The organism is Bradyrhizobium sacchari (assembly GCF_002068095.1).
Lineage (GTDB): Bacteria > Pseudomonadota > Alphaproteobacteria > Rhizobiales > Xanthobacteraceae > Bradyrhizobium > Bradyrhizobium sacchari.
The window spans coordinates 103,038-122,387 of record NZ_LWIG01000033.1 but is presented as its reverse complement, the minus strand read 5'-3'; the positions used below and the strand labels follow the sequence as shown (position 1 = coordinate 122,387).

Genomic DNA, 19,350 nt, shown 5'->3' with positions numbered 1-19,350 from the left:
TCAGGTCGGCACGTTCCGTTCGAGATCCTCCAGCCAGGCCGCGGCGCTCGAATCCGACGGCGCGCGCCAGTCGCCGCGCGGCGACAATGAACCGCCGGCCGACACTTTCGGGCCGTTCGGCATGGCCGAGCGCTTGAACTGGCTGAAGGCGAAGAAGCGGCGCAGGAACACCTCGAGCCAGCGGCGGATCTCCTGCAGATCGTAGGCCCGGCGCTTATCGCTCGGGAACGCTGGCGGCCATTCGCCCTTGGCGACGTCCTTCCACGCCTGCAGCGCCATGAAGGCGATCTTGGAAGGCCGCATGCCGAAGCGAAGCGTATAGAACAGGTTGAAATCCTGCAGCTCGTAGGGGCCGACCGAGGCTTCCGTGCTCTGTGGCTTCTCGCCGGGCTGCACGGGAACGAGCTCGGGCGAGATTTCGGCCGACAGGATCGAGCCCAGGGTCCGGTTCACATCGCCGCTGAACTGCTTGGAGGCGATCACCCAGCGGATCAAATGCTGGATCAGCGTCTTCGGCACGCCGGCGTTGACGTTGTAATGCGCCATCTGGTCCCCGACGCCATAAGTGCACCAGCCGAGCGCGAGCTCGGAGAGGTCGCCGGTTCCGATGACGATGCCGCCGTGATGATTGGCGAGGCGGAACAGATAGTCCGTGCGCAGGCCCGCCTGCACGTTCTCGAAGGTGACGTCGTAGAGCTTCTCGCCCTGGCCGAAGGGGTGGCCGATGTCCTTCAGCATCTGCGTCGCGGTGGTGCGGATGTCGAGCTCCTGACCCGTCGTCTGCAACGCCTTCATCAGCGCCACCGCATTGGTCTTGCTCTCGCTGCCGGTGGCAAAGCCCGGCATGGTGTAGGCGAGGATGTTTTCACGCGGCAGGCCGAGCAGATCGACCGCCTTGGCGGCGACGATCAGCGCATGGGTGGAATCAAGACCGCCGGACACACCGATCACGACGCGCCTCGTGCCGGTCGCGCGCATGCGCTGCACGAGTCCCGCGACCTGGATGTTGTAAGCCTCGTAGCAATCCTGTTCGAGCAGGCTCTCGTCGCTCGGCACGAACGGGAAGCGCTCGATCTTGCGCATGAAGCCGATGTCAGCGGCCGGCGGCTTCAGGGGGAAGGTGATCTTGCGGAAGAACGCCTCGCGCTGCCGGCGGTTGTCGTCGAACGTGCCCATCAGGACGCGCTCCTGCCTGAGCAGATCGAGATCGACGTCGGCGTAGGTGATCTGGCCACCCTGCCGGAACCGTTCGCCCTCGGCCAGCAGCACGCCGTTCTCGTAGATCGAGGTCTGGCCGTCCCAGGCGAGATCCGTGGTCGATTCCCCTGCCCCGGCGGCGGAATAGACATAGGCCGCAAGGCAGCGCGCCGAGGTCGACTGGCACAGCAGCGCCCGCGAGCGGGCCCGGCCGATCGTGATCGGGCTGCCCGAGAGGTTGATCAGCACGCTGGCGCCTGCCAGCGCCAGCTCCGAGGCCGGCGTCACGGGGATCCACATGTCCTCGCAGATCTCGATGCCGATGGTCAGGCCGGGGACATCCTCGGCCGCGAACAGCAGGTCGACACCGAATGGCGCGTGCAGACTTCCAAAGGAAATGGTCTCGCCGGCGATGCCGGCGCCGGAGGCGAAATGACGCCCCTCGTAGAACTCGCGGTAAGTCGGCAGGTAAGACTTCGGCACGACGCCAAGGACGTTGCCGCGATGGATGACGACGGCGCAATTGTAGATGCGGTGGCAAAAGCGCAGCGGCGCCCCGACGATCAGGACGCTCATCAGCGCGGCCGAGGCCTCGACGATACTGGCAAGCCCACGCTCGACCGCGTCGAGCAGCGGGTCCTGCTTGACCAGGTCCTCGATCGCATAACCGGACAGGCACAGCTCGGGAAACACGGCGACCGCCACCGACTGCTCGTGGCAAGCATTGGCCGCTGCCAGGATCGCCTTCGCATTGGCCGCGGGATCGGCCACATGGGAGGTGGTCACGCAGGCTGCCACGCGCGCAAATCCGTGGGTGTAGATCGAGTGGAAAGTCATCGAGCGCAGTACCCCAAATCTCGTCCCGGCCGCCGCCGGCTGGGTTCAAATGTAGCCCATCGATCCGGCCCCGTGCAGGCCATCCGCCATCATGCATAACGGATTTGCGTGCCGAGCCCGCCCGGCGCCTTAAGGATCAGGCGCTGCGGGCCAGCACGCCGGACAGATCGTCCCGCAGCCATTCGGCGATCCGCGGCCAGGCATGCAAGTGGGTCCGCGCGCCCATGAACAATCCGAGATGGTTGCTCGGTTCGGAGGCCGCCGCAATGAAGGCGGGCGGTGTACCAACAAGCTGGGCGGTGGCGAGCGCCTGTGTCGCCGGCACCACGTCATCGTCGAGCCCGGCCAGCAGGAAGATCGGCGCCTTGACGTCCTTGAGACGAACCTTGCGGCCGAGCGCGACGAAGTCGCCGCCGGCAATCCGGTTCTCCCGGAAAATCCAGTTGACGATCTCCAGATAATAAGTGCCGGGCAGATCGAGGGGCTCCACATTCCATTGGTCGAAGCGCGCGAGCAGTGCCGCACCTTCCTCGTCCGAGAGCTCCCTCTGCAAAGCGGTTGCGACATCGTCGCGACTTGGCGTTTTCGACCAGAAGCGCAGCATCTCGTCGCCGCTGACATTGCCACCGCCACGCGCGACGAGCTGGTCGTAGACCATTCCGGGCGCGTTGCGGGCGAGCCGCGACATCGCCGAGTCGATCGACAAATCGACGGGCGCGCCTGCCAGCACCAGCCGCCGCACCTTGGCGGGAAAGCGCGCCGCATAGAGCAGCGACAGCCAGCCCCCCTGGCACAGGCCGACGAGGTCGACCGGGGCGCCGATCTCATCGATGGCGACGTTGAGATCGGCAAGATAGCTGTCGATCGAGAGATAGCGCATATCTGATGTCGCCGACCGCCAGTCGGTGAGATAGACCCGGTCGACGCCGCCTCTTTGCAGCGACTGCACCACGCTGTGCCCGGGGGCGAAATCGGCGATCAGGGCCCGATGCAACGCATAGGGCGCGCAGACGAGCGCGGGCTGGCCGGATCTGTCCGTGGTGCAATCGCGCAGACGCATGGTCGCAAGCTCCAGCGCAACCGAGCCGGGCGTCGTCCACGGCAGACTGCTGTCGGTCGGCTCAGACGGCCCGCGCTCCATCCACCAGAAGCAGGCATCCATCGCGAGCCGCGCCGCTGCAAACGGCCACATCAGCGGGTCGTCTTGGACCTGGTCCGGTCCGCCCGGCTGTTTGCCTGTCTTCTGCGCCACGTCTATCTCGCGCTCCTCACAAGAATGCCTCGAAGCTGATGACGGAAATGCCGAGCTCGCCAAAACTCCGATGCGCCGCCGCCATGGAGCCGTCGAGGTCGATGCCACGACAGGCATCTTCGATCACCGCGACCTCGAACCCCGCCTTGCGCGCATCCTCCGCTGAAAAGCGGACACAGAAGTCCAGCGCTAATCCCGCGACGAAGATGGTCTTCAGCTCACGCTCGCGCAAATAGCCGAGCAGGCCCGTCGGCGTCCTGTGGTCGTTCTCGAACAGCGCCGAATAGGAATCGATGCCGCGCCGAAAGCCCTTGCGCACCACCAGGCTCGCCCTGGTGACGTCCAACTCCGCGTGGAATTCGGCGCCGGGCGTGCCCTGCACGCAATGCGACGGCCAGAGCACCTGGGTGCCGTAGTTCAGCTCGATGGTCTGGAACGGCTTCTTGCCCGCATGGTTCGGCGCGAAGGAGACATGATCAGCCGGATGCCAGTCCTGGGTCAGCACCACATTGGCGAATTTTTGGGCGATGCGATTGATGGCGGGCACGACTTTCTCGCCGCCGGGCACGGCCAGCGCCCCGTCGGTGCAGAAATCGTTCTGCACGTCGATCACCAGCAGCACGTCGCGGTCGGAAATCTTCATCGCAAGGCCCCGTTCCACCGCTCGGCCACAGGCGCCGAAGGCTCCGTTCAATGTCGACCTTCCGGCGCAGCTTCGCAACCACCGACAGCGTGCAACGATACCGCGCCGATGGCCAGGAGCCATGCCAGGATGCAACGGTTTCGCCCTGTCCGTGTTGACTAGGCACAATCAAGCGAGGATTCTCGGACCGTCCGCGCAGTTGCGGATCGGATCAGGAACGGAGACAGGGGTTCCCGTAGGCCGGCAAGGCCGCGGCAGCCGCAGGGCCATGGCTATCGGCAAGACAGGAACGGTTCTTCTCGCCGATATCGGCGGCACCAATGCGCGCTTTGCGCTGAGCCAGGGCGACCAGACTGGCGCGATCGACTATGTGAAGGTCGCCGACTTCCCGACTGTCCGGGAAGCCATTGCCGACGTGCTGGCGCGCAAATCCGGCGGCGAGCCGCCGCGACGGGCCGTGCTGGCCGTGGCGGGTCCCGTCACCAACAACCGCTGCGTCATGACCAACAGCCCCTGGGTCATCGACGGCAACGAGCTGCAGCCGGCGCTCGGCTTCGACAGCGTCCACGTGCTCAACGATTTCGAGGTTGTGGCCTGGTCCCTGCCCGCCCTGCAGCCGGCCGATCTGATCCCGCTCGGCGGACAGGACGGCCTGCCCGGAGAGCCGCTGCTGGTGGTCGGGCCTGGAACCGGCTTCGGCGTCTCTTGCCTGGTCGAGCGCCATGGTTCGCGCCTGGCCGTCGTCACCGAGGCCGGACACGCGACGCTGCCGGCGGAGAACGAGCGCGAGGAGCGCGTGGTCGCGTGCCTGCGCCGGCGCCTCGGCCATGTCTCGATCGAGCGTGGCGCGCTGTCCGGCTCGGGCTTGCAAAGCCTCTACGAAGCTCTCGCGGAAGTCGACGGCGTCCAGGTGCCGCAACGCGATGCCGCGGCCATCACCAAGGCGGCCCTGGATGGCAGCTGTGCGCACAGCCGCGCGACGCTGGAGATGTTTTGCGCCACCCTCGGCTCCGTCGCGGGGAATCTTGCGGTGACCTTCGGCGCCCGCGGCGGCGTCTACATCGCCGGCGGGATCGTGCCGCGCTTCCCCGACTTCCTTGCCGCCTCGGCCTTCCGCGCCCGCTTCGAGGCCAAGGGGCGCTTTCAGGATTACTTGCGCAATATTCCGACCCGGCTGGTCACCAGGCCCGATGCGAGCTTCCTCGGCCTGAGGGCGTTCGCCGACCACAATCCGGATTGAGGTGCGGCCGGCAGTGACAATCCGGTCCGTCAACTAATTCACAGCTGATTGCATGTAAGCGTGGTTCCACGCTGGATTGTGCTTGCCCGATTGTTTCCCATGGGAAACAATCCATCAGGTGTGTGGCGTTAGTTGCGGGGGCGTGACATGCGTAAGCAGGACGTAGGATTCGACTACCACCGCTATCACCGCCTCCTGACCGAGGCGGACGACGAGGACAAGCGGCTCGCCCTGATCGAGCTCTTGATCGAGGAGAAGGCGCGAGACCGGCTGGCCGCCCAGCGCGCGTCGGATCGCGCCGCTATGACCGCCCATACCATCGCCACCGTGCTGAAGAACGGCCGCACCTGAGACTTGCGATCCCGGGGCTGCACGCGCGACGGTACGCGCCGGTTGCGATTCCGTTAAGGATCCCTCGCAATCTCACGTCAAACTTTTTGCTCTAAGAGTTCCCTCGCCTGATGCAATTCAGGATCAACAAAGGGGGGAATGAACATGAGCATGATTTCGCTCGCCGCGATGCCGGCCGTTGCCGAAACGCGTTTCGCCAGTTCTTCGTTCAAGTCCATCTTGCTGCTCTGCTGCACCGGCCTCCTCGCCTCGTTCGGCCTGATGGCGCGCGGCATCGATCTCAGCGCCGGCCTGATCTGAGGCCACGACGGATCTCTTCGTGACATGGCCGCCCGCACGGGCGGCCATTTTCGTCGGCGCCCCTTTGCCGTTGTTCAGTGCGGCGCCTGCGTGGTGGCTTCCGGAAACAGCGAATCGATCATCGCCTTGAGCTGATCGATCGAAATCGGCTTGCGCAAGATGGGCCTGCGGCGAAGCAAGGACGGCAGCAATTCCGGCCCGTAGCCGGTAGCGAACAGAAACGGCTTGCCGCGGCGCTCGATCAGGTCAGCGACAGGGTCGACGTAGAGACCCTTGAGATTGATATCCAGGATTGCGAAATCGTATTGCGCGGTCATCGCAAAGGCGCTCGCATCCCGGACATTATCCGCTTCCGCGACGACGTGGTGGCCGAGTTCCGCCACCATGTCGGCGATCATCATCCGGATTAACGCCTCGTCTTCGACCAGGAAAACGGAGAGTCCGTCCGCCATATCAACCCCGCCATCAGCCTTGCGGAGCTAATCATAACCGAATTGCGGAGAGGATTCACGAATTCGTGGCGAGCGCCGTTAATTCAGGCGCCCGCAATCCGATTCAACTTGATCAATCCAGTCCGCGCTCGTGGCTCAGACGGACCATCTCCTGGATGAAGACCTGCTTCTGCTTGTCATCGAGGCTCGAATAGAGCGGTTCGGCGGCATCGGCGACGTTGCGCTGGTCGGCGGCGCGGTCGATCAGGAATTGCGCCTCGTTGCGCATCTGCTCGATGATATCGTCCGGCGGATCGCGCTTGGCGCGCGCCACGCGCAAGTTGAGCCGCTCTGCACCATTATGTCCAAGGTAGTGCATGGCGCTCGAGAAGCCGTACCAGTGCTTCTCCTGATCGGGTGTGAGGTTCAGCTCGGTCTTGATCCGCTCGATATAGGAATCGCTGTTGGCCACGATCTGCTCCGCGGTCTGTTGCGGCGCGCCGGGCTGGGTGAGCACGGTGACGTCCTTGTCCTGTGACGCGTTAGGCGCGTTCTTGGCCTCCTTGCTCGCCTTGCTGCCCTTGCCCGCCTTGGCGTTCTCCTTGGCGTTCTTGTCCTTGCCGGCGCCCTGCTGCTTGGCGTCTTTGCTGGCGGCGTCCTTGTTGGAATCCTTGGCGGCCGGCGCCTGATTGGCGTTGTTGTTGTTGCCGACCCCGAGCACGCCGGTGAACACACCGACCACACCGCCAATCGCGCCGCCGAGCACGCCACCGACCGGACCGGCCGCCTTGTTCCCGGCCGCCGCCCCCTCCTGGACGCCTTTGACCAATCCTTGAGCGTTCGCGACTGCGGCCGCGCCGAGCAGCAACGCGAGCACAGACCCCAGCGCGAGCGATCGTCGCAAGTAATGTCGCGCTAGCGGCGCCGGGTCGATCATTCTCGTCTCCATCGTCGAACTGGTTGGTTTGTCGGGACGGGAGCCCCCGCCGGTTGCAACATTATCGTTTCAGCCGCTTCGAGGTCCAGACGCAGCCGATTGCCATCCACGCCCGAAAAGTGTTTCGCGCGAAGCGGTTATGGAGGCTTATTCGAAACTGCGGCGTAATTGCGCATGGATCGTCCCGCCCTGTCCCCACGCGATGTGTGCGTCGCAAAACAAACGCACGAGGTTCGCGTCCGGCGCGCGATGCCGGAGGCGCTGCCGCACATTCGGGCACAACGTTAGTTCTAGACGAAGCGCCTTCGGCTTTCTCGACAGACGGGTTCAATCATGATCTGATCGCGCTACCAATCTGCCGCGCTTCGCATGATCTGCATCGAGGCTGGCGGCAACGAAAAGAAGCGACCAACAAGAAACGCCAACAAGAAAATCAAAAGCAAAACTCGGAAGAGTTCAGAGGAAACACCAGAACAATAAAACACCCAAGCGAGGAAACGAGATGTCACGCAAGACACTGACGCGACGTCAATTTGTGGCTGCCACTGCAATGTCCTCCGCGGCGCTGATCACGGCGCCCTATGTCCGGGGCGCTCATGCTGCCGGCAAACTCTCAATCGGCTTCTGGGACCATTGGGTGCCGGGCGCCAACAAGGCCTCGACCGACCTCGTCAACGAATGGGCTGCGAAGGAGAAGGTCGAAGTCTCCATCGACTACATCACCAGCAACAACAAGAAGATCGAGCTGACCGCCGCCGCCGAGGCCCAGGCCAAGTCCGGTCATGACATTCTGCAGATGCCGAGCTGGTGGCCGCAGGCCTATGCCGAGAATCTCGAGCCGCTCAACGACATCATGGAGCCGCTGCTCAAGCAGAATGGCGAGGTGAACGGCACCGTCAAATATCTCGGACAGTCGGGCGGCAAATGGCTCGCGGTGCCCGCGACACCCGGCAGCCAGATCAAAGGCCCCTGCTCGCGCATCGATCTGATGAAGAAGCATGCCGGCATCGACGTGCAGGAGATGTATCCGGCAGGCGGCCCGCCCAAGGTCGAAAACTGGACCATGGATACCTTCCTGAAGGCGGCCGAGGCTTGCCAGAAGGCGGGCTTCGCGTTCGGCATCGGTCTCGGCGAGACCACCGACAGCGTGGACACCGCCGGCGCGATCTTCCAGTCGTTCGGCGCCGAGCTCGTCAATGCCAAGGGCGACATCACGGTGAAGACCGACCAGGTTCGTCAGGCGATGGAGTTCTACAAGAAGCTGATCGCCTTCCTGCCGCCGGATGCGCCGTCCTGGGACGACGCCTCCAACAACAAATGGCTGATCTCCGGCCGCGGCGCGATGATCCTCAATCCGCCGAGCGCTTGGGCCGTCGCCAAGCGCGACGCGCCGCAGGTCGCCGAGCAGTGCTGGACGCACGGCTTCCCGTCCGGTCCGAAGGGACGGTTCGCACCCTACCTGCCCTACTTCTGGGGCGTCTGGAGCTTCGGCAAGAACAAGGAGGCGGCTAAGAGCCTGCTGGTCCACCTGTCCTCGCCATCGTCGATCGAGAAGTTCGTTGCGGTGAGCGGCGGCTATGACCTGCCGGCCTACGCGAACATGTCCAAGTTCAAGACATGGGAGGAGGAAGGACCGCCGAAGGGAACGCTCTTCCACTATCCGGATCCCTACAAGCATCAGACGCTGTCGATCGCAGCGTCGCCCGCGCCGCCCAAGATCGCGCAACAGATCTACTTCCAGGCGACGCTGACCAAGATGGCGCTGCGTTTTGCCCGCGGCGAGACCATGGAGCAGGCGCTCGCCTGGGCCGAGGGCGAGTGCGAAGGCTTCATGAGGAGCTAGGCCGGGGTTGTGCCCGGGCGGTTCACGTCGTGTGCGTGGGCCGCCCGAATCCCGTCGTCCGATCCGCATGAGCGCGAAGCCGACCCATCGGCCGGCCTCGCGGTTGGACAGTTCGCAAAGAAGCAGCCCCAAGGGAGCTGACTTAAGGAAGCTGACATGGCCGATGTCGTCGTTGACAGAACTCGCGTCACCCGCGCGACGGGCGCGCGAAAGGGAACGAGCCTGCGTAACGCACTGGGACGAAAATCGACGGTTGCGTTCTTCCTGACGCTGCCGCTGATCCTCCTGATCGCGATGCTGGTGCTCTATCCCGCATTCTATTCGCTCTATCTGGCGACGCTGAACAAGGCGATGACGAAATTCGTCGGCCTCAGCAATTTCACCTTCCTGTTCAAGCGCGAGACGTTCTGGATGGTGGTGCAGCAGTCCTGCATCTTTGCGATCACCGCCGTGATCTTCAAGGCGCTGATCGGCTTCATCGTCGCGCATTTCGTCCACAACATTCCCGGCAAGAAGCAGCGCAAATGGCGCGGCATGCTGCTGGTGCCCTGGGTGATTCCGCCGGCGATGAGCACGCTGGCCTGGCTGTGGCTGTTCGATCCGTCCTACAGCGCCTTCAACTACACGCTCTCCTTCTTCGGCGTCGGTCCGATCCCATGGCTGGGTGACACCTTCTGGGCGCGCTTCTCCGTCATCCTCGTCAACGTCTGGTACGGCGCGCCATTCTTCCTGATCATGTATCTCGCCGCGCTGAAGTCGGTCCCCGACCAGCTCTATGAGGCGGCCGCGATCGACGGCGCCAATTGGTGGCAGCGGATCTGGTACGTCACGCTGCCGATGATGCGCAACATCATCGCCATCACGACGCTGTTCTCGCTGATCGTCACCTTTGCCAATTTCGACATCGTGCGCATCCTGACCTCGGGCGGTCCGCTGGATACGACGCATCTGTTCGCCACCTGGGCGTTTCAGGTCGGCATCCAGAGCAGCGACATTCCGCTCGGCGCCTGCGTGTCGCTGTTCATGGTGCCGATCCTTGCCGTCGCAGCGATCTTCATCCTGCGCGATGTCAGCAAACGCGGGAACGAAGCCTGATGAGCACGCTCACAATCGACAAGGCCGGCCCCTCCCGCAAGGTCAAGTATGGCAGCATGAGCCGGGACCGCGCCTGGGCGCTGCGCTGGTCCTATTTCTTCCTGGTGCTGTTCGCGATCTTCTTCCTGACGCCGCCGATCTACATGCTGATCACCTCGCTGAAGAGCAGCGCGGAGATCTCGGCAGCCACCAATCCGTGGTGGGTGTTCCACCCGACGCTGTCGAACTATGCCGAGCTGCTGACCTCGAACCAGTTCCTGCGCTTCTTCTGGAATTCGTCGATCGTGTCGATCGTGGTCGTCTTCATCACGATGCTGATCAGCATCCCCGCGGCCTTCGCGCTGGCGCGCATGAAATTCTGGGGCTCGGCGACCTTGGCCACCGGCGTCTTCCTGACCTACCTGATCCCGGACAGCCTTCTGTTCATCCCGCTGTTCAAGATGCTCGGGGTGGTCCAGGATTACACCGGGATCACGCTGCTGAACCGGTGGTACGTGCTGCTGTTCATCTATCCGACGCTGACGGTGCCGTTCTGCACCTGGATCATGATCGGCTATTTCGCCTCGATCCCGAAGGAGCTGGATGAAGCCGCCCTGATCGACGGCGCCTCCTGGCTGCAGACCCTGACGCGCATCTTCATTCCGGTCGCGCTGCCCGGACTGATCGCAGCGACCATCTTCGCCTTCACGGTGTCCTGGGCGCAGTTCCTCTATCCGCTGGTGTTCACGACGTCGATTGATCAGTTGGTGCTGCCGGTCGGCATCACCACCACCCTGATCAAGGGCGACGTGTTCAACTGGGGACAGATCATGACCGGCGCGCTGCTCGGCGCTGCGCCGCCGTTGATCATCTACGCATTCCTGATGGACTATTACATTGCCGGCCTGACCGCCGGTGCGACAAAGGGTTGATCGCTCATGGCTGACGTTGCTTTGCGGAAGGTAGTCAAGCGTTACGATGATGTCGAAGCCGTGCGCGGCATCGACCTCGACATCGCCGACCATGAGTTCATCGTGCTGGTCGGGCCCTCCGGCTGCGGCAAGTCGACGACGCTGCGCATGATCGCAGGGCTGGAGGACATCAGCGACGGCGACATCATGATCGGCGGCGACGTCGTCAACGACGTGCCGCCGAAGGACCGCGACATCGCCATGGTGTTCCAGAACTACGCGCTGTACCCGCACATGACCGTCGCCGAGAACATGTCGTTCGGGCTCCGGCTGAAGCATTATCCCAAGGCCGAGATCAAGGCCCGGGTGACGGAAGCTGCCCGCCTCCTCGACATCACCGACCTGATCGACCGCAAGCCGAAACAGCTCTCCGGCGGCCAGCGCCAGCGCGTCGCGATGGGACGCGCGATTGTGCGCAACCCCAAAGTCTTCCTGTTCGACGAGCCGCTGTCCAATCTCGACGCCAAGCTGCGTGTGCAGATGCGGATCGAGATCAAGAAGGTGCACCAGAAGGTGCGCACCACCACGGTCTACGTCACCCACGACCAGGTCGAGGCGATGACGCTGGCCGATCGCGTGGTGGTGATGAACAAAGGCCGCATCGAGCAGATCGGCACGCCGAACGAGCTCTACCACAAGCCGGCGACGCGCTTCGTGGCGGGCTTCATCGGCTCGCCCGCGATGAACTTCATCCCCTGCCGGCTCGAGGATGTCGGCGGCGCGCTTCAGATCCGCCTCACCGACCGCATCGCCTTTGCGCTGCCGCCGGCCCGCGCCGCGCGCTACAACGCGCTGCCGCGCACCGACAAGCTGCTGCTCGGCATTCGTCCCGAGCACCTCACCGAGTCGCATGCGCATCTTGCGCCGGGCGTCGAGACCTTCGACACCGTGCTCGACGTCACCGAGCCGATGGGAATGGAGACCCTGGTCTATTTCGGGCTCGACGGCACGCCGGTGTGCGGCCGCGTCGATCCCAATGCCGGCGCCAAGGACGGGGCTCCCATGCGTTTGGCGATGGACCTCAACAACATGCACCTGCTAAACGAAGAGACCGGCGTCGTGCTGTGACGCCGGCCTAAGAAACGCGAGCAGGCAGGGAGCGATGGCGACCAACAAGAAGAAGATTTTCGTTACACAAACTTTGTCGCAAGGGGCACGCGCCCTCCTCACGCAGCGGGATGATATCGAGCTCGTCGAGTTTTCCAACCTGATCTCGGCCAAGGACTTCGAGGCGCTGCTGAAGAGCCATGCGCCGGTCCATGGCGTCGCGCTCGGTGCCACCGCCTTCGGCGAGACCGAGCTCGAGGCCTCAAAAGACATGAAAGTGGTGACCCGCATCGGCGTCGGCTATGACGCCGTCGACGTCCCCGCCCTCTCTCGCCGCAAGGTGCCGCTGATGGTGGCGGGCAGCGCCAACTCGCCCTCGGTCGCGGAAGCGGCGCTGTTCATGATGCTGACGCTCGCCAAGCGCGCGCAGGAGCTGCATGCCTGCGTCAAGGACGGCACATGGGCTAACCGGCTCGGCATGCTGCCGTTCGACCTCTACGGCAAGACCCTGCTGATCATCGGCTTTGGCCGCATCGGCAGTCGCACCGCCAAGCGCTGTTCGGCGTTCGAGATGAAGGTCCAGGTCTACGATCCCTACAAGCCCGCTGCCGATATCAAGGCGGCCGGATGCGAGCAGGTCACTGACCTCGACGCAGCGCTGCCTCACGCCGACTTCGTCACCATCCACTGCCCGAAGACGCCGGAGACCGTCGGCCTGTTCGATGCTGACAGGATCGGCCGCATGAAGCCGAGATCCTACCTCATCAACACCGCGCGCGGCGGCATCGTGAAGGAAGCGGCGCTCTATGACGCGCTGACGTCCGGAAAGCTCGCAGGCGCCGGCATCGATGTGTTCGAGGTGGAGCCGCCGCCGGTCGGCAACGCGCTGTTCGCGCTGCCCAACGTTATCATGGCCCCGCACGTTGCCGGCGTCACGGTCGAGGCGGTCCAGCGCATGAGCGAGCAGACCGCGCGCAACATCCTGAGCGTCCTGGACGGCGATCCGATCCGGCAGAACGTCATCAATCAGGACGTGCTGGGCTGAGCGCCTGCCGGGCGGACGGCTAAAGCGCGATGAATCGTCATCGCGCTTTAGATCGTTGTTTGAGCATGATCTTTTCGGAAAACCGCTGCGCACTTCTCCTGGTCATGCCGCCTTCGGGACGCCAGAAAGCGTCCCATTTTGGTGCAGATCGGGCCCCAACTCAGCCTTAATCAAACGCGCCTAATGTTCCCGGCCGCGGCGGCAGTGGGACAGACTTGCCGGCCGCGTCGAGCTGGAGGATGGACCCTTGTCAGAGATCGACCCGACCGACCATGCGCTGGCGACCATCGCCAGCATCCTGGAGCACCCCGAGCCCGTTCTCGTCGTCCGCAACACCGAGACGCCAGCCGCCGACGAGGAGCCGGTCTCCGACGAATATCCGGCCGCCGCTGACGAGCATCCGGTGGCCGCCGAGCACGAACATCCCGTGGTCGAGGAACAGCCGCTGGTCCCGGAGCACACCGATGCCGATGGCTACAGCAAGGTCGGACCGGGGCCGATGGTGGCGATCCGCCTCAAATGGACGGTTCATCGCGGCGATGACGGTCAGTACTACGTTCACGAGACTATCGGCGAGCAGTCCGCGCCCGTTGTCAGCGACCCGATGACGAGCGAGGCCGCGGTGCGTTTCGTCGACGCGCATGAGGACGAGGCCCACAAGCGCTTCGAGCTGCTCCGCAGCGAGATCGCCGGCCGCAGCTCGCTCGCCGAATTCGAACGCAAGGGCGAAGCCTAGGGCTTACTTCCTTCCAAGATAATCCTTCTTCACGAGCTCGACGCCGGCGTGCCGCAACAGGTCGTAGGCAGTCGTGACGTGGAAGAAGAACTGCGGGACGCTGAACGTCAGGAGCAGCGTCCGCCCCGTGAACGGCAGCTCGGTGCCGTTCTTCAGCCTGAAGAACACGTTCTGCTCCGCCGCTGCATCGATCGCCGCGCGCGGCAGGCTCTCGATAAACTCGATCGAAGTCGCGATACGGGCCTGCAGCCCGGCCATGTCGTGCTCCAGCACCGGCAGCACCACCGGATCACGCTGCGCCAGCAGGGCCGGCGCAACCGTGGCGTGGCGGCAGGCCTCGCCGACCTGCTGCGCCAGGTCGTACATGTTCGGCGCAAGGCGCATCCCGAGCAGCACCGCCGGATTGAACTTGCGGGTCTCGGCATAGGCGACGCCCTTATCGAGCAGGACGGACAGGTTGCGCAGATAAGGCACGAAGAGGCCGACCGAGGCCTCGTACATTGAGATCGTCACCCCAAGCTTCCTTTCAATTCTGCCTCGCCAGCAACGGGCATCTGGTCTAAATCCACGTTCGAGGAGCTGCACAATGACAGCTCGGGCATGGGTGGAAAAGAGATGACCGTTCGAATATCCGTTCGCGTTTTGGCGGCTTTGGCCGCAGCGCTGCTGATGAGCCTTTCGGCCCACGCCCAGCAGGCGGCGCCGTCGCGCCTCGACGAGATCATCAAGCGCGGCACCTTGCGCGTCGGCATGACCGGCGACTACAAGCCCTTTACCTATCTGGACAAGGCCACGCAGCAGTTCTCCGGCTTCGACGTCGACATGGCGGAGGCGCTCGGCAAGGCGCTCGGCGTCAAGGTCGAATTCGTGCCGACGGCCTGGCCGAAGCTGATGAAGGATTTCGAGGCCGACCAGTTCGACATCGCCATGGGCGGCGTCTCGGTGACGCTCGACCGGCAGAGGAAGGGCTTCTTCTCGACGCCGATCATGCGTGAGGGCAAGACGCCGATCGCACGCTGCGCCGACGTCGGCAAGTACCAGACGCTCCCTGACATCGACAAGAAGGGCACCCGCGTCATCGTCAATCCAGGCGGCACCAACGAGCGCTTCGCGCGCGCCAACGTCAAGGACGCCGAGATCACGGTCTTCCCCGATAACACCGAGATCTTCAACGAGATCGCCAAAGGCAATGCCGATCTGATGATGACCGACGCCTCCGAGACGCGCTACCAGCAGAAGCAGCATCAAGGCGTGCTCTGCGCGGTGCATCCGGACAAGCCGTTCGACTTCTCCGAGAAGGCCTACTGGCTGCAGCGCGACATGGCGCTCAAGGCCTTCGTCGACCAATGGCTGCACATTTCCATGGAAGACGGCAGCTACAAGAAGATCTACGCCGCCTGGTTCGACTAGGCCGTTCCGGCTCGCTGAAAAGTGCGTCAATACTGAGCGCTGGGTCTCGTTCCGATTTCTCCGGGACGAGCGTCAGGCGCGTCTTCCTGTCGCTTGCCTCGGCCAAATTGTGGACGGGTTCCGGGTGCATTGAACCCGTACCTGCCGGAGCACGACTCATACGGACGACAGTGATCTAGATCACTCTTTGCGATCGCGCTGGCGCGTAAGCGTTGGCCCGGGGGATTATCTGTTCAGGAGATGCGAAATGAGGAAGCTGTTGGCCGCGGCCGCATTCCTTTTGTTGGCAAGCACCGCTGCGCAAGCGCAGTACACCTTCGAATATGGCGGGCGCACCATCCGCATCGATCCGGACCGCGGTACGGTGCAGATTCCCGGCGTGTACGACAACACCGGCCAGGCCAAGGCCAAGAAGGCCAAGAAGAACGAGGCGAGCCCGGGCCAGCAGGCGCCCCAGGAAGCCAAGGTCGATCCGCAGCCGCCGGCCGCGCCGGCGCCTCCACCGGCCGCCGCCGCCGCGCCGCCAGCCGCTGTGCAGGCTCCCGCGCCCGTTGTATCCGCGCCGCCTCCCGCGCCACCTGCTCCGCCACCGCCGGCGACCGCCAATGCTGCGTCGGCTGATGCGGCTGTCGTGCCTCCGGCCGCACCGCCGGCCCCCGCTCCTGTCGAGCAGCAGACAGCTCCCGTGGTGGCGCCCCCGCCGGCCGCTGCCGCCGTTGCGCCGCCTGCGCCCCCGGCTCCGGCTCCGGCCCCCGCTCCCGTTCAGTCCGCCGCAGTCGCCCCAGCTCCGGCAGCCGCGCCCACGCGTGATCTCAATTCGCCGCTCGGCGTCTGGCTCACCGAGGAAAAGGAGGGCAAGGTTCGCATCGAGCAGTGCGGCAGCAACCTCTGCGGCTATTCGGTCGACAGCAAATCGAACCAGAACGGCGAGCAGGTCCTGATCAACATGAAGCCCGGCAAGGACCAGAAATGGTCCGGCCGCATCCTCGATCCCAACTCCGGCTCGACCTACGATTCAACGATCGCCATGAAGGGCACGGACCGGCTGCGCGTGCAGGGCTGCGCCTTCGGCGGCATGTTCTGCGGCGGCCAGACCTGGACGCGCGTGAACTGAGTTAGACATCGACGCTCTGACTACAATGAGGGGCCCGTGATCCGGGCCCCTTGTCTTGTCCGCAGTGGCATGGCGACGTGCGCCACCTCACAGAGCCTGCTGCAGGCGTGAGCCTCCTCACATCGCCAGTTCCGCGCGCCGTGCCACGTTCCCCCGCATGGTCAACCACAGGGGCGTGCCATGAACGGCATTCGCAGAGGACTCTTCGTTATCCTTATCGCCATCGCCTTCCCGCTGACGCAGGCTGATGCGGCGACAAGCACTTTCGACGGCACGTGGAATGTCCGTATCTCGTCATCCAGCCAGACCTGCGGCAATGGCTCGACCGTCGCGATCGGCATCAACAACGGTCAGATCGCATCGAGCAGCGCGGCCGTGACGGCGTCGGGCCGCGTGGCGGATGCCGGCAGTATCAACGTCACCTTGAGCAGCGGCATCAAGCGCGCTGTCGGCTTCGGCCGGCTGAGCGGCACGTCCGGCTCCGGCACCTGGCGCGGCGCGATGTGCACGGGTACGTGGACCGCCGAGCGGATGTGAATTGCAGTGTCCCGGATGCGTGCAGCGCGTAACGCTGCGCCGCAAAGCCGGGACCCGGCAATGTGGATCGCCCGGAGGATTCTGGCCCCGGATCGGCGACGCATCGCCAAGGCCGATGCGTCTTGTCCGGGGCGCGCGCGTCAGCCGATCGCCGCGCCGTACTCCGCGTCCGTCACCGGCTCCAGCCAGGTCGAATAGACGCCGTCGAGCGCTTCCTGCATGGCGATGTGGCACATGCCGTTGGTTGGCGATGCGCCGTGCCAGTGCAATTCGCCCGGCGGAATCCACACGGTATCCCCGGGGCGGATCTCGCGGATCGGCCCGCCCTTGGACTGGACGCGGCCGACGCCTGAGATGACGTACAGCGTCTGCCCCAGCGGATGGTGGTGCCAGTTGGTGCGTGCGCCCGGCTCGAATGCGACGCGCGAGCAGTTCAGCCGCGCCGGCGCCGGCGCCATGATGACGGGGTCCTGCCACACGGTGCCGGTGAAGTTTTCCTTGGGCGCGCGGCGGGTCGGCCGCGTGCCTGCGACAGTGATCTCCATGGGGGTCCTCGCTTCCGTTACTTCTTGCTGGCGGCGTACCGCGCCTTGGTTTCGGCGTTCATGGGATAGAGGCCCGGCAGCACCGCGCCATTGTTCACCTCGTTGACGATCCAGGCTTCCATGCGCTCCTGCTCGACGCCCTCATTGAGCACGTGATCGAGCATCGCCTGCGGGATCAGCACGCAGCCGTCCTGGTCGGCGACCACGATGTCATTCGGGAAAACGGCAACGCCGCCGCAGCCGATCGGCTCGCCCCAGCCGACGAAGGTGAGGCCCGCGACCGACGGCGGCGCGGCGCAGCCGTCGCACCACACGGGCAGGTTGGTGCCGAGCACGCCCTCGACGTCACGCACCACGCCGTCGGTGACGAGCGCGGTGACGCCGCGCTTGACCATGCGCGCGCAGAGGATGTCGCCGAAGATGCCGGCGTCGGTGATGCCCATGGCATCGACCACGGCGATGCAGCCCTCCGGCATCGCCTCGATCGCGGTGCGCGTCGAGATCGGCGACGACCAGGATTCCGGCGTCGCCAGATCCTCGCGCGCCGGCACAAAGCGCAGCGTGAAGGCAGGTCCCACCAGGCGCGGCAGGCCCGGGCGCAACGGACGCGCGCCGCGCATCCACACGTTGCGCAGGCCCTTCTTCAGCAGGACCGTGGTGATGGTGGCGGTGGTGATGCCGGCGAGGGTCTTGCGGGCTTCGGGGGACAGCGACATGGACGAGGACGAGCTCCGGATAGGCGGGAAAAGAACGCGCGCATCTTGCGAGCCGGGCGGTTTCCGTCAAGGGCCAAAAGCTTCTCAGGAATGCAGGGCCGCCGAGCCGTTATGCGACGCGATAACAAGGCTTTATCGTTTCCCCCTGCATTAATTTATTGGACTTGCGGGCGCATTTACGCGAAGCAGGGAGAAAGCGGAACTCAAGGCTGAGCCCGCGTTTCCTGAGAAGCCCGATTTCGACAGCGCTTTGACAGCTCAATGGCCGCGACGCTTCCCCCGCCCCGCCTTCTGCCCAGTGGCGACAGTGCCGTCACGGTCGAATTCAGCCGCACCATCGACGACGACGCCAACCAGCGCGTGCTCGCGCTCGACAAGGCGCTTGCAGCAAGCCCCATCGACGGCATCACCGAGACCGTGCCGACCTATCGCTCGCTGCTGGTGCACTACGACCCCGGCAAGATCGGCTTCGACGCGCTCGGCGAGAAGATCCTCCCGATCGCCACGCGGCCTCTGCCGCCGGCCACCACGGCGCGCCGCTGGCGCATTCCTGTGGCCTATGGCGGCGAGCATGGCATCGACCTCGAGGATGTCGCCAAGGCGCTCAACACGACGCCGGACGACATCATCGCGCGACATGCGCGCGGCGACTACAAGGTCGCCATGATCGGGTTCACGCCCGGCTGGTCCTATCTCAGCGGCCTGGACAAATCCCTGCACATGTCGCGGCGGCAGTCGCCGCGGCTGCTGACGCCGGCCGGCACGATCTCGATCGGCGGCATCCAGGCCGGAATCCAGTGCCTGGCCGCCCCGAGCGGCTGGCACCTGCTCGGCCGCACGCCCGTCAGAACCTATCAGCTCCACCGCAATCCGACCTTCCTCACCGAACCCGGTGATCGCGTGACGTTTTTCGCCATCGACCACAAGACCTTCGAGGAGATGGACCGCGCCGCCGAGGCAGGCGAGATCGTCGCCGAGCAGGTGGTCGCATGAGCCGGCTCGTCGTCGCCAGCATCGGCCCTGCAAGCTCCGTCCAGGACGGTGGGCGCCACGGCGCGCAGCGCTACGGCCTGACCGTCAGCGGGGCGATGGACCGCCTGTCGCTCGCGGCGGCGAACACGCTG

The 19,350-nt window shown here is 64.7% G+C and carries 21 protein-coding genes and 1 pseudogene; 14 read left to right on the top strand and 8 right to left on the bottom strand.

All coding sequences use genetic code 11. The features are described from left to right. The 3 genes from A5906_RS28595 to pncA form a co-directional block, all read right to left on the bottom strand. Complete coding sequence (locus A5906_RS28595) at nucleotides 1-2,034, bottom strand: NAD(+) synthase (protein WP_080138561.1); 2,034 nt, start codon at nucleotides 2,032-2,034, stop codon at nucleotides 1-3. Nucleotides 2,035-2,170: 136 nt separating this feature from the next. Next, on the bottom strand, nucleotides 2,171-3,286 hold the full coding sequence (locus A5906_RS28590; protein ID WP_080138560.1) for an alpha/beta fold hydrolase: 1,116 nt from the start codon (nucleotides 3,284-3,286) through the stop codon (nucleotides 2,171-2,173). A gap of 16 nt (nucleotides 3,287-3,302) precedes the next feature. After that, nucleotides 3,303-3,929, bottom strand: coding sequence for a bifunctional nicotinamidase/pyrazinamidase (gene pncA, locus A5906_RS28585; RefSeq protein WP_080138559.1), 627 nt, complete (start codon nucleotides 3,927-3,929; stop codon nucleotides 3,303-3,305). 268 nt (nucleotides 3,930-4,197) lie between these two features. Here pncA and glk point away from each other — a divergent pair, with 268 nt between their 5' ends. The 3 genes from glk (at nucleotide 4,198) to A5906_RS43265 (ending at nucleotide 5,820) form a co-directional block, all read left to right on the top strand. Then, nucleotides 4,198-5,169, top strand: a complete 972-nt coding sequence (gene glk / locus A5906_RS28580; protein ID WP_080138558.1) for a glucokinase — start codon at nucleotides 4,198-4,200, stop codon at nucleotides 5,167-5,169. Nucleotides 5,170-5,316: 147 nt separating this feature from the next. Beyond that, nucleotides 5,317-5,520 (top strand): hypothetical protein, encoded by a 204-nt coding sequence (locus A5906_RS28575; RefSeq protein ID WP_080138557.1) that lies wholly within the window; start codon nucleotides 5,317-5,319, stop codon nucleotides 5,518-5,520. Nucleotides 5,521-5,664: 144 nt separating this feature from the next. Beyond that, entirely contained in the window at nucleotides 5,665-5,820 is a 156-nt protein-coding gene (locus A5906_RS43265; RefSeq protein WP_167523404.1) for a hypothetical protein, read from the top strand. 74 nt (nucleotides 5,821-5,894) lie between these two features. Here A5906_RS43265 and A5906_RS28570 read toward each other — a convergent pair whose 3' ends face one another. Together A5906_RS28570 and A5906_RS28565 are read right to left on the bottom strand one after the other, a co-directional pair. Next, the gene (locus A5906_RS28570) at nucleotides 5,895-6,272 is read right to left on the bottom strand and encodes a response regulator (RefSeq protein ID WP_080138556.1); all 378 of its coding nucleotides are present in this window, start codon (nucleotides 6,270-6,272) and stop codon (nucleotides 5,895-5,897) included. A 112-nt stretch (nucleotides 6,273-6,384) separates the two neighbouring features. Continuing rightward, a complete protein-coding gene (locus A5906_RS28565; RefSeq protein ID WP_080138555.1) occupies nucleotides 6,385-7,188 on the bottom strand; it encodes a Spy/CpxP family protein refolding chaperone in 804 nt (267 codons plus the stop codon). 502 nt (nucleotides 7,189-7,690) lie between these two features. Between A5906_RS28565 and A5906_RS28560 the strand changes: the two genes are divergently transcribed. The 6 genes from A5906_RS28560 (at nucleotide 7,691) to A5906_RS43260 (ending at nucleotide 13,904) form a co-directional block, all read left to right on the top strand. Continuing rightward, the gene (locus A5906_RS28560) at nucleotides 7,691-9,031 is read left to right on the top strand and encodes an ABC transporter substrate-binding protein (protein ID WP_080138554.1); all 1,341 of its coding nucleotides are present in this window, start codon (nucleotides 7,691-7,693) and stop codon (nucleotides 9,029-9,031) included. Between the two features lie 156 nt (nucleotides 9,032-9,187). Continuing rightward, on the top strand, nucleotides 9,188-10,126 hold the full coding sequence (locus A5906_RS28555) for a carbohydrate ABC transporter permease (protein ID WP_080138553.1): 939 nt from the start codon (nucleotides 9,188-9,190) through the stop codon (nucleotides 10,124-10,126). After that, nucleotides 10,126-11,037: a carbohydrate ABC transporter permease gene (locus A5906_RS28550; RefSeq protein WP_080138552.1), complete on the top strand. Its 912-nt coding sequence runs from the start codon at nucleotides 10,126-10,128 to the stop codon at nucleotides 11,035-11,037. The genes A5906_RS28555 and A5906_RS28550 overlap by 1 nt, the downstream gene beginning before the upstream one ends. A gap of 6 nt (nucleotides 11,038-11,043) precedes the next feature. Further along, nucleotides 11,044-12,144, top strand: coding sequence for an ABC transporter ATP-binding protein (locus A5906_RS28545; RefSeq protein WP_080138551.1), 1,101 nt, complete (start codon nucleotides 11,044-11,046; stop codon nucleotides 12,142-12,144). Nucleotides 12,145-12,178: 34 nt separating this feature from the next. Next, nucleotides 12,179-13,168 carry a hydroxyacid dehydrogenase gene (locus tag A5906_RS28540; RefSeq protein WP_080138550.1) on the top strand — a complete coding sequence of 330 codons (990 nt, stop codon included), beginning with the start codon at nucleotides 12,179-12,181 and terminating at the stop codon, nucleotides 13,166-13,168. Between the two features lie 247 nt (nucleotides 13,169-13,415). Further along, the gene (locus A5906_RS43260; RefSeq protein WP_080138549.1) at nucleotides 13,416-13,904 is read left to right on the top strand and encodes a hypothetical protein; all 489 of its coding nucleotides are present in this window, start codon (nucleotides 13,416-13,418) and stop codon (nucleotides 13,902-13,904) included. A gap of 3 nt (nucleotides 13,905-13,907) precedes the next feature. Here A5906_RS43260 and A5906_RS28530 read toward each other — a convergent pair whose 3' ends face one another. Further along, complete coding sequence (locus tag A5906_RS28530; RefSeq protein WP_080138548.1) at nucleotides 13,908-14,405, bottom strand: DUF1993 domain-containing protein; 498 nt, start codon at nucleotides 14,403-14,405, stop codon at nucleotides 13,908-13,910. A 114-nt stretch (nucleotides 14,406-14,519) separates the two neighbouring features. On the opposite strand from A5906_RS28530, the gene A5906_RS28525 reads away from it, so the two are divergent. From A5906_RS28525 to A5906_RS28515, 3 genes are all read left to right on the top strand, one after another. Next, nucleotides 14,520-15,314: a transporter substrate-binding domain-containing protein gene (locus A5906_RS28525; RefSeq protein ID WP_080138547.1), complete on the top strand. Its 795-nt coding sequence runs from the start codon at nucleotides 14,520-14,522 to the stop codon at nucleotides 15,312-15,314. Nucleotides 15,315-15,561: 247 nt separating this feature from the next. Then, nucleotides 15,562-16,428, top strand: a complete 867-nt coding sequence (locus A5906_RS28520; protein ID WP_080138546.1) for a DUF2147 domain-containing protein — start codon at nucleotides 15,562-15,564, stop codon at nucleotides 16,426-16,428. Between the two features lie 180 nt (nucleotides 16,429-16,608). Further along, a complete protein-coding gene (locus A5906_RS28515) occupies nucleotides 16,609-16,965 on the top strand; it encodes a hypothetical protein (RefSeq protein WP_080138545.1) in 357 nt (118 codons plus the stop codon). Between the two features lie 140 nt (nucleotides 16,966-17,105). Here A5906_RS28515 and A5906_RS28510 read toward each other — a convergent pair whose 3' ends face one another. Further along, the gene (locus A5906_RS28510; RefSeq protein ID WP_080138544.1) at nucleotides 17,106-17,510 is read right to left on the bottom strand and encodes a (R)-mandelonitrile lyase; all 405 of its coding nucleotides are present in this window, start codon (nucleotides 17,508-17,510) and stop codon (nucleotides 17,106-17,108) included. A gap of 17 nt (nucleotides 17,511-17,527) precedes the next feature. Next, nucleotides 17,528-18,226: a ribonuclease activity regulator RraA gene (locus tag A5906_RS28505; protein ID WP_080138543.1), complete on the bottom strand. Its 699-nt coding sequence runs from the start codon at nucleotides 18,224-18,226 to the stop codon at nucleotides 17,528-17,530. A gap of 261 nt (nucleotides 18,227-18,487) precedes the next feature. Here A5906_RS28505 and pxpB point away from each other — a divergent pair, with 261 nt between their 5' ends. Both pxpB and A5906_RS45220 read left to right on the top strand, forming a co-directional pair. Further along, on the top strand, nucleotides 18,488-19,219 hold the full coding sequence (gene pxpB, locus A5906_RS28500) for a 5-oxoprolinase subunit PxpB (RefSeq protein WP_080138542.1): 732 nt from the start codon (nucleotides 18,488-18,490) through the stop codon (nucleotides 19,217-19,219). After that, a pseudogene (locus A5906_RS45220) lies at nucleotides 19,216-19,350 on the top strand (5-oxoprolinase subunit C family protein); the annotation flags it as partial. The gene pxpB and the pseudogene A5906_RS45220, both read left to right, overlap by 4 nt.

Coding starts and splice junctions, on each gene's coding strand:
- A5906_RS28595 (WP_080138561.1), bottom strand. CDS start 2,034: ATGACTTTCCACTCGATCTACACCCACGGATTTGCGCGCGTGGCAGCC.
- pncA (WP_080138559.1), bottom strand. CDS start 3,929: ATGAAGATTTCCGACCGCGACGTGCTGCTGGTGATCGACGTGCAGAAC.
- glk (WP_080138558.1), top strand. CDS start 4,198: ATGGCTATCGGCAAGACAGGAACGGTTCTTCTCGCCGATATCGGCGGC.
- A5906_RS28575 (WP_080138557.1), top strand. CDS start 5,317: ATGCGTAAGCAGGACGTAGGATTCGACTACCACCGCTATCACCGCCTC.
- A5906_RS43265 (WP_167523404.1), top strand. CDS start 5,665: ATGAGCATGATTTCGCTCGCCGCGATGCCGGCCGTTGCCGAAACGCGT.
- A5906_RS28570 (WP_080138556.1), bottom strand. CDS start 6,272: ATGGCGGACGGACTCTCCGTTTTCCTGGTCGAAGACGAGGCGTTAATC.
- A5906_RS28565 (WP_080138555.1), bottom strand. CDS start 7,188: ATGATCGACCCGGCGCCGCTAGCGCGACATTACTTGCGACGATCGCTC.
- A5906_RS28560 (WP_080138554.1), top strand. CDS start 7,691: ATGTCACGCAAGACACTGACGCGACGTCAATTTGTGGCTGCCACTGCA.
- A5906_RS28555 (WP_080138553.1), top strand. CDS start 9,188: ATGGCCGATGTCGTCGTTGACAGAACTCGCGTCACCCGCGCGACGGGC.
- A5906_RS28550 (WP_080138552.1), top strand. CDS start 10,126: ATGAGCACGCTCACAATCGACAAGGCCGGCCCCTCCCGCAAGGTCAAG.
- A5906_RS28545 (WP_080138551.1), top strand. CDS start 11,044: ATGGCTGACGTTGCTTTGCGGAAGGTAGTCAAGCGTTACGATGATGTC.
- A5906_RS28540 (WP_080138550.1), top strand. CDS start 12,179: ATGGCGACCAACAAGAAGAAGATTTTCGTTACACAAACTTTGTCGCAA.
- A5906_RS28530 (WP_080138548.1), bottom strand. CDS start 14,405: ATGTACGAGGCCTCGGTCGGCCTCTTCGTGCCTTATCTGCGCAACCTG.
- A5906_RS28525 (WP_080138547.1), top strand. CDS start 14,520: ATGACCGTTCGAATATCCGTTCGCGTTTTGGCGGCTTTGGCCGCAGCG.
- A5906_RS28520 (WP_080138546.1), top strand. CDS start 15,562: ATGAGGAAGCTGTTGGCCGCGGCCGCATTCCTTTTGTTGGCAAGCACC.
- A5906_RS28515 (WP_080138545.1), top strand. CDS start 16,609: ATGAACGGCATTCGCAGAGGACTCTTCGTTATCCTTATCGCCATCGCC.
- A5906_RS28510 (WP_080138544.1), bottom strand. CDS start 17,510: ATGGAGATCACTGTCGCAGGCACGCGGCCGACCCGCCGCGCGCCCAAG.
- A5906_RS28505 (WP_080138543.1), bottom strand. CDS start 18,226: ATGTCGCTGTCCCCCGAAGCCCGCAAGACCCTCGCCGGCATCACCACC.
- pxpB (WP_080138542.1), top strand. CDS start 18,488: ATGGCCGCGACGCTTCCCCCGCCCCGCCTTCTGCCCAGTGGCGACAGT.